Raw genomic sequence first — 11,033 nt, 5'->3', positions numbered from 1 at the left:
ACCATAGCTACAGGACTTTCCAAAAACTTACCCATTTTGAATTTACAGAAAAAAATGTAGAACACTAACTATAGATACAGTGACACTATGCATTTTTGTAGATAATACTGCGAAAATATCCCACCCCCAGGCAAACGAATGTAAATCACAAGCTAATTAATGTGATTTATTCATAAACATTATAACTGGTTTATAAAATTGTCATTCCCGAACGTTTACCCGTTAAAAACGTACGGGCACAAGTTTATCGGGAATCTTGTTACCCAAGCCCATAGATCCTCGATAAACAAATCAAACGTTCCGAGAACCGGTTTTGTCACCCCTGCAAGCTTTAATCAGAAGTCCATTTTGTGCTTATCTAATGCAAATAGACCCCCGATTAAAGCGTTCGGGGGTGACAGTTTTAGAGTTCTCGGATAACCTTAAAACATTCGGGAACGACACTCTGCAGCATCCCGCACGATGGGATGACATTGGATGTTTTAAGCTTCAAAACATGATTCATGAATTATCCAGGTTAATGTATCTCGGGTAAATCTAAACCTGGCAGGTTTTTACAATGAGTGACATAACAGTTTAAACATGAAGTCTATTTGCATAATTATAAAATTTAACCAATTAAGTAAACACCTATCGATAAGCGTTCATCACAGCTAAACCCTTAGCAATATCTGGAAAGAACTGCTTTTACGACTGCAATTCTAATTGTAGAGTAACCTTTAATATAATTTCAAAATCAACTGGTGGATTATTTACAGTACCTGTCAAAAAGAATTTGAGCGTGGGCGGAGGAGACGAACCTGCATGAGTTTCCAGGCTGCTGATGCCGTTTTGGTTAATGGCTAATTGATTTGTAAAGGTTAGTGGATCATTTAATGCGGCATTCAAATTGACATTCATGAAGCTTGCAAGGAGAGCGTTTTGTGCAAATGGTGCCGTGAGACTGTTAAACAAAACGCTGCCAGAAGATGTTGTAGCCGCGCCGGTATTGTTGTTAATAATTGTAACTTCAACATTCGTAATACTAACATTTTTTACGTTTGTGAGATCAACGTCGTTAAACGATTGTGACAAGTCCACGGTTGCCATATCCATATAGGCATTATCGTTTGAATTAAGGTTAAAAGTTTCTTCAATGGTTACAGTTATAAATAGATTTTGAGCAGAAAAGCTTACAATTTTACAGCCATAGCTCAATAAAGCCAGGCTTAATAAAATGGTTGGTAATAAGAAAGTTCTTTTTTTCATCATATTTTCCTTCTTCAAATAATCTTCTTCAAACGTTTATAAATTCAATAAGTTGGGTCTAATAATTAAAAACCAATACCCACACCAGCGCTAAAAGCATTCTGGTTCCCGATATTAAAGTCGCCATTCAAAATGAGAATACCCAGGGCAAGCCGTGCACCTGCTGTAAAACGGATACCGGAATCGCTTTCCAATTTCAGTGCGATCTTCTCATTGGTTTCTTCAAAAACATATTCTACATCCATTTCCGCTGATTCTGAAGCGACACCACCATATAAAGTCAAAACTGGGAATGATTTGCTGACTTGAATTCCTATACTGGTTGTTTCGGCGGAGATCAAATCGCCAAAATCAAAAGTCTGGCGGAAATAACCAACGGATATATCTAATGGGAATAATGGGATGTATTGACTTATACTGTGCCGCAGACCATAACCTTGAAGTTCAATTTTTGGCAGATCTTCCAACTCTGCTGAAAAATAACGAAGGATAACATTCGTCCCAAGTATTGAGCCAACTTCCAATTGCGGCACTGCAAAAGGAATTGCATCTCCCTGGATTTGTCCATCCTGAAAATTAAACTCTAAGCCACCAGCGCCGGAGACTACCGCACCACTCTCACCAAATATAGTAGCAGTTGTAACCTGGTTTTGGGGGTATGGTGCAGGAGGTGTCCCTAAAAAAGTGCGATCTTCATCAGGAATTTGTGTGATCATCCCCACCAAACCGATCTGAATATTTAATCCAAAAGTCTGGATCTTTGTGCCGCGATAAATCCCTGAATTAAGGTTGTTGCCAAACGAATCGATAAAAGGTTGTAAGTAGCCTTTTGTATTGTCACTATCAAACTGCCGAATTGCATCTTCTAGGCTGGTTTGAGCTACAACAAGCTGAGGGGATAAACTTAATCCAAGCAAAAAAGCTAAACTTATAAAAATACGAAAAATCCTTTTCATAATATCCTCTTCTTTTTGATTAGCCTGAATAATTCATGAATAATGCATTCATGCTTAAAACTTCCAACTATGTCATCCCGTCACACGACGGGATCTATTTCCATACATTTGAATAAGGTACCCAACATGAATAGAGCACCTGGAATTATTGATTTATTCAAACTATAAATTTTAATAAATATGTTCATAATATTACCATAAAAAATCATTTCAGAAACATTTACTTTTTCACTTGTTCAAAATCAGTGGTTTTTAATCGGTACAAATAGATTCCTGAACTTGCAATATCGCCATTTTCATATTTACCGACCCATTTAATCGTGCAATTTCCAGCAGACTGAAGTTCATCAATGAGAGTAATTATTTTCTGACCTAACAGATTAAGAATTTCAATTTTTACATGGGTATTAATCGGAAGTTGATATCGAATTTCTGTAGCCGGGTTCTTTATCAATAGTTTGCAGACTTAATAAATATTTTGAAATAGTCTCACCCTGATAGATAATTTCTATCCTAAGGGATAAATTTGGAGTTTCGACATTGTTTCGGATTCCTGAACCCCCGAGCCTGCGGTCAGGGGCAGGCTCTGCCAAGGATAAGTTTCGATATTCGTATTTTAGGATTTATACTTAAAAGTACTTTTTCTTATATTCAACATATTTGCCGAATATGCGGCCTACATAATTTCTCGTTTCTAATGGTACATAATTCTTTACTTTGCTCCAATAACCGGATTTTCCGGCTTTGTTTTCTGCCCGTAAAATCCGAAACCTGCCCGCATTATAACTTGCAAGTGTAAATGCAAGACGATTAGTACCTTCCTTATCTCTCCAGAGTTGAAATAATTTTCTATCATAAAAACATCCCAGTGCAATATTCTGTTCCGGCAATAACAACTTTAGCACATCCGCCCCTAAATATTTTGCAGTGCCCGGCATCAACTGCATCAATCCGATGGCGCCCTTTCCACTACGTGCCTGGACTTCAAACCGGCTTTCGACAAATATTTGCGCGGCAATCAACCGCCAATCAAAGCCATATCTCCGGCTGTATTTTTTTATAATGTGATCATAAGGAGAAATCCGTCTTCGTGATAATAAAAGTTGAGAGTATATTTGAGATTCTCCTGTTCCGGTCTGTAATGAATCTGAATCTGTTGTCTCCTCGACAAATTCAGAAAGATCCTGGCTATTTTCAAAACCTGAGCATGAAATAAAAAAAGTCAAAAAAAACAAATAACTATATCTGGCCGATAACATAAGCCAAACCCAGGAAAAGAGCAGCTATCATAATAGCCAGACCGATATTGTGTTTCTCAGCAATTTCTACGCGAATATCCAACGGTTCAAGCCAATCGAATAAACGCCAGGCAAGGAAACATGCAATTGCAAAGAAAAGAGCTTTTAGAATGACATATGTAAAATTGATCAGGTAAGTTTGCAGAAGGTCTTGGAACATGGGATTCTCCTTTTTGATTGCCTTAGTTTGGAAATAAAAAAGTGCAGTTAGCTACTTAAAACCAACCGCACTTAAATTTTGATAATTGCAAAAAACCTCAAAAATAAATTTTGACCTTTTACAAATAAGTAATTTTTCCCATAATTGTCAATTAAAAAGAAGGCTTATAAATACTAGTTCCAGTTGCCCGTATCGGTTTGGTTACCTTGGGCATCCCAGGATGTCCATGTTCCGGTCCCATCGGTATTCCACTGCGCTTCATACACTTTTACGTTGTTTTCTTTTAATACCAGCGATCCTGATTTGTCGGAATTATTGAGCAATTCGTAGATTTGATTTGTAGCAAACAATTCTAGAGTGCCATTCTTATTATTGTTGCCGTCAACAACCCAGGTGAACTCTGCAGATTTTGTCGTTGAATTTTCCGAATAAATACTCCACACACCGGTATTGCCATCTAATTGAGCGACACCTTTCAAAGCAACCCAATTTGTATAGGTTACATTATTATCGCTGCCATTCACGGTAACCTGCCAATCTACCGAGCCATCGGAGTTCTTCTCTGCGAGTATATTCGCCGTAACTTGATCCCAAGTGACTTCCCATGAAAAGCTATTCTCGTCGACACTGGGACTTGTAAAAATTGCCAAATTAAGGTAATTCAACCCTATTGATGCGTTTCCATTAAAAAGGCCAATAAATTGTTGGAGATTGGCGGGTATATTATTGGATATTGGTCCATTGAAAACGATATTCGGAATTGACGGAATGACTGTATCTTCTCCCACCGGATTACTTTGATTAAAACACCCGACCCCAAACATCAAACCGACCATAGATAAAGCGAATAACTTACGAATTGACATGGTGAAAACCTCCTTTTAATGGATTAAAGTTTAAGCTGTTCCTTCTGATTCTTTATATCGGTAAATAAAATTCGAACTTGATAATGAGAATTAAAAATGTTTTAAACCTTAAACGCAGATGGATAGAATTACTTTGGCTAGGATAATACTTTAAGAAAGGAATCGTAAAATTAAATATTCAGTTGGTTAGTGAATCTTATCGAAATTTAAATAAATTATTCCATTTGACCACTATAACACAGAATTAATGAATTAATATTATTTCGGAAAAAAACTTTGTGTTTCACTCAAACAAACTCGCATCAAATATAAATTCCAAATCAACCGGAATATCAGAAAGCCCATCTATGATGGCCTGGGTTTCGGCAGGGATGGTCGCCAAATCAGCCAACCATTGGCTTGCTTTTTCATAATTGCCATCACCTTCGATCATCAGCAGGTCGGCCGCTAGCTTTTTCACAGCGTTTCGCATTCGTTTGAAATTAATATTGTAGCGTTTAGTTGCGGGATCAAATAAGATGGCTTTTTCATTCACCAGGTAGTTAAACGCAATCATGTTTGCTTTTGCATGGGCTTCAGTGGCCCCGAATCGAACTGAGCGAAAGATAGATGCGATAAATGTTACATAAGCCTTCTGCTCAAAATCAGAAGGGAGTACGCCAATTAGAACAAAATAACCCACATTGAACAGTCCTACGATATCTGCCTTTGCCTCTTCGATGGGCGAGTAGGTTTCTTTTAGCGCTTCACGTACGGTTACCCCATTTTTCCCTCTGACATAATTCAAACCCAACGGATGGGCCAATTCATGAAGAAGGGTGTTGGTGAAAAATGCATCACCGTCAACGAATGGCAGAATTTCATCGGCCAAAACACGAGCGGCTATTGGTACGAGTATTTTCTCGTATTTAGCCAGGATTATATTTTTTTCCTGAACTGTGCGCGCACCTTTTAACTCTCTCACTCGTTCATCATTAGGCAGTGAGAATGCTATACTTTTCACCGCCAGGTTCGCATCGCCTGAAGTAAAGATTGTATTGAATACTCCAATAGGAGCTTGCTGTGCCACACTTGCTTTTTTAAACATCCTGGGTACGGGCAACCGGTATTCAAGTTGATTCATCGATTTTACATATTTGTCCATTCGTTCAGTTTCTTTCATATCTCGAATCAACACGATCCCTTCATAAGACGCTTTCAAGCCAAGTAGTTGATCTTCATAAGTCTCTATAGGGCCAATCACAATATCCAGTTCGTTCTCCACCAATTCCATCCAGACCATATCGCTGTTAAAAAACTCACCTGACAATAAAGCGTCGGCACGTAAGTTTAGATATTTTTTAAACAAACTGTCGGATGTCATTTCAGCTGCCAGTTGAAGATGATTAGAAGCCACTTCCAAATTGGCACGATATTCCTGTTCGTAGGGTACAGCAACCAGAGATGCATTTTCTCTTTTGATTATAGTATTTAATAAATAGAATTGATCTTTCAGATCAGGATGATCCTGTACAAATTGTTCGAATTCCTGTTTAGTCATATCTTCAGGGTAGAATCCGGCGCCAGGCGGCTTCTCTGCAATTCCGATAAATGGATTTTCATTATCCTGCCGGTCGAATGGGCCATAATTGATTTTCAAAAAGTGCAGATAATCTTTGTCGACTGCTTTGGTCGAATTGATTAACTCTTGTCTCATTGACAAGGACTGGCTATAACTCTGCTGCCAAAATATATCATCGATGGCCTGGGCGGCCTTCACTAAGTGTTTTAGAATATTGAGTTGATTTTCATTCAGTTCATATTTTGCAACCCTCAATTCTACAGGTGCATATTTTTTTAATTTCGATTGGATAAATTCAGGGTCATCGAACCTTTTCATATTTGGACCTTCATACTGACTGCATGCAAATCCAAATATCAGGAGAGTGAAAAGTAATCCTAAATGCTTGCTCATACTTCCTCCATTTCTTAGGTAGTTTTTTAATAATCATTCAATTTAATACATTGCAAAATTAAACTTTAATAGGGTTGATCATAAAGAAATGTAGAAAACAGGTCCATAAAGTGACAATAAAAAATAGGGATTTCTGTCCTACAAATTATTTAATTGTAGTTTACTATTATTATTAAAATTAACAAGAATTGAATTTCTTGTTTTAACAACAAAAAACAATGATTGAATATCGAAGTTACATGGAGTTAATAGAATAACAAGGAAGAAAATAATGGACAAATGGCTCACAGCAATTCTAACGCTACTATTCTTTGCTGCTTGCGGAACTACGGAAAACAAACCTGTCATTCTCGGAATCGACCGATTGGTGGAAGAATTCTCACCCCTGATAGAAGGAAAAAGAATTGGATTGATTACCAACCCATCAGGCGTCAGCAGTTCTTTGCAATCCGACATCGATTTGTTGTATGCGGATGGCAGGTTTGAGTTAACCGCCCTGTTTGGACCGGAACATGGCGTGCGTGGAGATGTCATGGCTGGTCATAAAATTGCAGACGATAAAGATCCAAAAACAGGAGTGCCGGTTTACAGCTTGTATGGAAAAACCTTCAAGCCAACTCCCGAAATGCTTGTAAACGTCGATATCCTTCTTTTCAACATCCAGGATATCGGCATTAGACCCTATACTTATATTTACACGATGTCCCGGGCAATGGAGGCTGCCAAAGAACAAAATATTCCCTTCGTTGTGTTAGACCGTCCGAATCCGTTAGGGGGGACTCTAGTCGAAGGTGCCGTTTTGAAACCCGAATTCAAATCAGGAATCGGACTTTACCCGATCCCATATATCCACGGCATGACAGTTGGAGAATTGGCCAAACTATTCAATGAAGAGTTTGAGATTAACTGTGAGCTAACAATTGTTCCCATGAAAAACTGGCGACGAAATATGATTTTTCAGGAAACCGGTTTAACCTGGATCCCAACTTCACCGCATGTTCCCCACCCCGAAACCTGCTTTTATATTGCCGCCACAGGCGGATTCGGTGAATTAGAAACCTTGTCTCCCGGGGTTGGAACACCCCAGCCTTTTGAATTGTGTGGCGCACCCTGGATCGATGGTGAAAACCTGGCAAATGTTATGAATGAATTGGACCTTCCGGGTGTGTATTTCCGGCCGTTGTTTTTCCGGCCATATTACCTTCGTTTTGTTCAGGAGCGCTGCGGCGGTGTGCAATTGCATATCCGGGATTATAAAAAATTTAAACCGATAGATACGGAAATCCGGCTGCTTGCTGCAATCCGGGATTTATTTCCTGAGCATGATTATTTCGATGAATCCAACCGAACAGCAAGTTTCGATCGTGCCTATGGTACTGACCAGGTTCGAAAAGCGTTAATTGCGGGTAAATCCGCTGACGAGATTTTGGCTTCCTGGCAGGAAGAGCTGGAGGAATTTATGAAGGTTCGCCAGAAGTATTTGATTTATGATTGAAATCCTCACGCAGCTTATACGCTTTTTTGCTGTGGAATCACTTGTTTAAATCCAATATTTTTAGTTGTTAAAAACCTGTTTAAAAGAGGATTCACTTATCAATTCGATGGGCTTAAATAACCACAATTTTTATTTACGGATTATCATTGATTTTAACGGATTCTATTTAAATGGGAAATTCGTTACCGGCAAGGGAATCCATTTCCATCCGGTATCTATTTATTTTGCAATTATAATGAAAAGGAGTCAGATTGGGGAAAATTTACAGTAGCTCGGTGAAGAGAAGCAAACCTCTGGTCGGTGTTACGGGAATCATTGGCAGCGGAAAAACTACGGTCAGTCGGTTATTCGGAAAGTTAGGCGCAGCAATTTTTGATGCAGATGTTGCAGCCCGTAAATCAACTGAAGATGTGGAAATAATTTCGAGAATTGGAGAAACTTTCGGCAACCAGATTTTTGATTCCAATGGAATCCTGGATCGGAAAAAACTTGCCAATATCGTTTTTAGCAGCGAAAGCAAACTTCGACAATTAAACAGCATAGTTCATCCTCATGTAAGAAAACAAATGTGGAACTTCGTCGAAGTTCAGCAAGAATTGGCGGAAGTTGCGCTGATCATCATTGACTCTCCTTTAATCTATGAGACCGATCTATATACCCATCTCGATTTCATAGTGGTTGTTTCGTCAGATATAGAGGCGTGTATTCAACGCGTACAACAACGCAATGGCTTAAGCCGGGAAGAAATTCAAGATAGGCTTTCTCGCCAAATTCCACTTGAAAAAAAAATAAAAAGAGCGGATTTTAATATAGATAACAATAACCAGGTTAAAAGTTTGAATAAACACGTTCAATCCGTTTTCACAAACATTATGAGGAAATGGGAGTCAAATGCAGACTGAATTTTATGAGACTAAGGGAAAATTTAAGGGTATCCTATTAGGGATTGCCCTCATAATCATCGTGGGATTATTGTATTACACGGATAAGATGGTCGATGACCTTCGCGACGAATCCCGTAATATCTTACAATATTATGCTGGCTTTTACGCCAGTGCAGCTGCAGAAACAAATTCAGATGTCAGTTTCATTTTTGAAGAAATCATAAAACGCACCTATTTCCCAATTATACATACTGATCAACAAAAAAACCCACTAGCCTGGAAAGGAATAGGAGATATTGATTCGCAAAAGACACCTGAAAATCTTGAATATGTTAATCGCATCAAGGAAAGAATGAGTACAGTTGCCAATCCTATTCCAATTGAGTATGTAGATGCAACCCATGGCAATCAGATTCTGGGTTACCTCTACTATGGAGATTCAACCACAATTAACCGTTTGCGCTGGCTGCCTTATATTCAGATTGGTTTGGTAACCCTATTTATTTTGGTGGGTTTTATTGGATTTAGCACCATTAAAAAGAGCGAAGAACGATTTCTATGGGTAGGTATGGCAAAGGAAACCGCCCATCAGCTCGGGACGCCGCTTTCCTCTTTAATGGGATGGATCGAAATAATTCGTGAAAGATCTTACAATCGCCCAAAAACGATAAAAGTTATTGAAGAAATGGAACTGGATGCTGACCGTCTCAGGAAAGTAGCGGAGCGGTTCTCTCAAATCGGCTCACAATCAGATTTAAAGCCCCATGACGTAAATAAAATATTGACCACTGTGTCGACGTATATGTGTAGACGAATTCCACAAATGAATAAGAAGATCAGAATTGAGGACGAGTTGCAAGACATTCCAACCATACCTATAAACGTCGATTTGATGGAATGGGTATTCGAAAATCTTGTCAAAAATGCAGTTGATTCCATCAACCATGACCAGGGTTTAATCCGGATTATTTCAGGCATGTCTGATAAAAAGGGTTACAATATTTATGTAGATATAATTGACAATGGACGAGGAATCGCAAATAAAAATAAAGATGATATTTTCAGACCAGGGTTCAGCACCAAAAAACGGGGTTGGGGTTTAGGTTTAAACCTAGCAAAACGTATTGTGGAAGAATATCATAATGGTAGGATATTGCTTAAAGAAACCGGGCCGGAAACAGGTACTACAATGAGAGTTTATTTGTAGGATCATAGACCAAAGGGAAAACAAAAATCCAAATGAATAATAATCAAATCAATGACCAAACAAAACATAAAGCAGGCTATGTAAGTATTCTCGGTCGTCCGAATGTTGGTAAGTCAACATTCTTAAACCAGGTATTGGGGATTAAACTTTCAATAACATCGCCAAAATCCCAGACGACAAGACATCGGATATTGGGAATACACTCCAGTGATAATTTCCAAATATTGTTCCTGGATACACCTGGAATGATTAAACCACAATACTTGCTTCAGGAATTTATGATGGGTTCCGTAAAAACGGCAATGGAGGATTCCGATCTGGTTTTATTTATGATTGAGGCTTCGGATAAGTTGAGAATGGAAGATGAATTAATCCTGGATGGATTTAAATCCATAAAAAAACCAATTTTGATTTTGATCAATAAAATTGATTTAGTAAAAAAAGGCCGCCTATTGCCTTTGATCCAGCAAATCTCAGAAACTTTCGAAAGTTCGGTAATAATTCCCATTTCTGCTTTAAATAAAGATGGCCTGGAAATCGTTGTCGCAGAAATTGTGGCACGGTTGCCGGAAAGTCCACCCTACTATCCACCCGAAATGTTAACTGAACACCCGGAACGTTTTATCGTTTCTGAAGTGATTCGTGAGAAAATTTTTGAATTTTATGGAGAAGAAATTCCTTATTCAACCACTGTAGTGATTGATGAATTTCACGAACAAGAAGGGAAAAAAGACGTCATTAGCGCAATCATTTTTGTTGAAAGAACCAGCCAAAAAGGAATTCTGATCGGCAAAAATGGTGTGGCGTTAAAGAAAATTGGTGAATCCGCACGTAAAGATATTGAATCTTTTTTACAGCGTCCGGTATTTTTAAAGTTGTGGGTTAAAGTAAAACTAAGGTGGCGAAGAGACGCAAATGCTATTCGTGAATTTGGTTATGGTTCAAAACTTCCCAGAAAGTAATAT

General features: G+C 38.5%; 11 protein-coding genes. 4 read left to right on the top strand and 7 right to left on the bottom strand.

What is annotated here, in order from left to right:
- Positions 1-687 precede the first annotated feature (687 nt).
- From IIC38_04025 to IIC38_03995, 7 genes are all read right to left on the bottom strand, one after another.
- Positions 688-1,251 carry a hypothetical protein gene (locus tag IIC38_04025; protein ID MCH8125115.1) on the bottom strand — a complete coding sequence of 188 codons (564 nt, stop codon included), beginning with the start codon at positions 1,249-1,251 and terminating at the stop codon, positions 688-690.
- 62 nt (positions 1,252-1,313) lie between these two features.
- Positions 1,314-2,204, bottom strand: a complete 891-nt coding sequence (locus tag IIC38_04020) for a hypothetical protein (protein ID MCH8125114.1) — start codon at positions 2,202-2,204, stop codon at positions 1,314-1,316.
- A 220-nt stretch (positions 2,205-2,424) separates the two neighbouring features.
- Positions 2,425-2,658, bottom strand: coding sequence for a T9SS type A sorting domain-containing protein (locus tag IIC38_04015; GenBank protein MCH8125113.1), 234 nt, complete (start codon positions 2,656-2,658; stop codon positions 2,425-2,427).
- A gap of 175 nt (positions 2,659-2,833) precedes the next feature.
- A complete protein-coding gene (locus IIC38_04010) occupies positions 2,834-3,463 on the bottom strand; it encodes a transglycosylase SLT domain-containing protein (GenBank protein ID MCH8125112.1) in 630 nt (209 codons plus the stop codon).
- Entirely contained in the window at positions 3,444-3,662 is a 219-nt protein-coding gene (locus IIC38_04005) for a DUF350 domain-containing protein (protein MCH8125111.1), read from the bottom strand. Before IIC38_04005 ends, IIC38_04010 begins: the two co-directional genes overlap by 20 nt.
- A gap of 173 nt (positions 3,663-3,835) precedes the next feature.
- Positions 3,836-4,528, bottom strand: coding sequence for a hypothetical protein (locus IIC38_04000; GenBank protein ID MCH8125110.1), 693 nt, complete (start codon positions 4,526-4,528; stop codon positions 3,836-3,838).
- Positions 4,529-4,811: 283 nt separating this feature from the next.
- On the bottom strand, positions 4,812-6,482 hold the full coding sequence (locus IIC38_03995; protein ID MCH8125109.1) for a Zn-dependent hydrolase: 1,671 nt from the start codon (positions 6,480-6,482) through the stop codon (positions 4,812-4,814).
- A gap of 271 nt (positions 6,483-6,753) precedes the next feature.
- Here IIC38_03995 and IIC38_03990 point away from each other — a divergent pair, with 271 nt between their 5' ends.
- From IIC38_03990 to era, 4 genes are all read left to right on the top strand, one after another.
- On the top strand, positions 6,754-7,977 hold the full coding sequence (locus IIC38_03990) for a DUF1343 domain-containing protein (protein MCH8125108.1): 1,224 nt from the start codon (positions 6,754-6,756) through the stop codon (positions 7,975-7,977).
- 251 nt (positions 7,978-8,228) lie between these two features.
- Positions 8,229-8,879 (top strand): dephospho-CoA kinase, encoded by a 651-nt coding sequence (locus tag IIC38_03985; GenBank protein MCH8125107.1) that lies wholly within the window; start codon positions 8,229-8,231, stop codon positions 8,877-8,879.
- Entirely contained in the window at positions 8,869-10,068 is a 1,200-nt protein-coding gene (locus IIC38_03980; GenBank protein ID MCH8125106.1) for a sensor histidine kinase, read from the top strand. The genes IIC38_03985 and IIC38_03980 overlap by 11 nt, the downstream gene beginning before the upstream one ends.
- Positions 10,069-10,100: 32 nt before the next feature.
- Positions 10,101-11,030 (top strand): GTPase Era, encoded by a 930-nt coding sequence (era, locus tag IIC38_03975; protein MCH8125105.1) that lies wholly within the window; start codon positions 10,101-10,103, stop codon positions 11,028-11,030.
- Positions 11,031-11,033 lie beyond the last annotated feature (3 nt).

The organism is candidate division KSB1 bacterium (assembly GCA_022566355.1).
In the GTDB taxonomy this organism is placed as follows: Bacteria; Zhuqueibacterota; JdFR-76; order JdFR-76; family DREG01; genus JADFJB01.
This window is presented reverse-complemented; position numbering and strand designations above follow the sequence as displayed.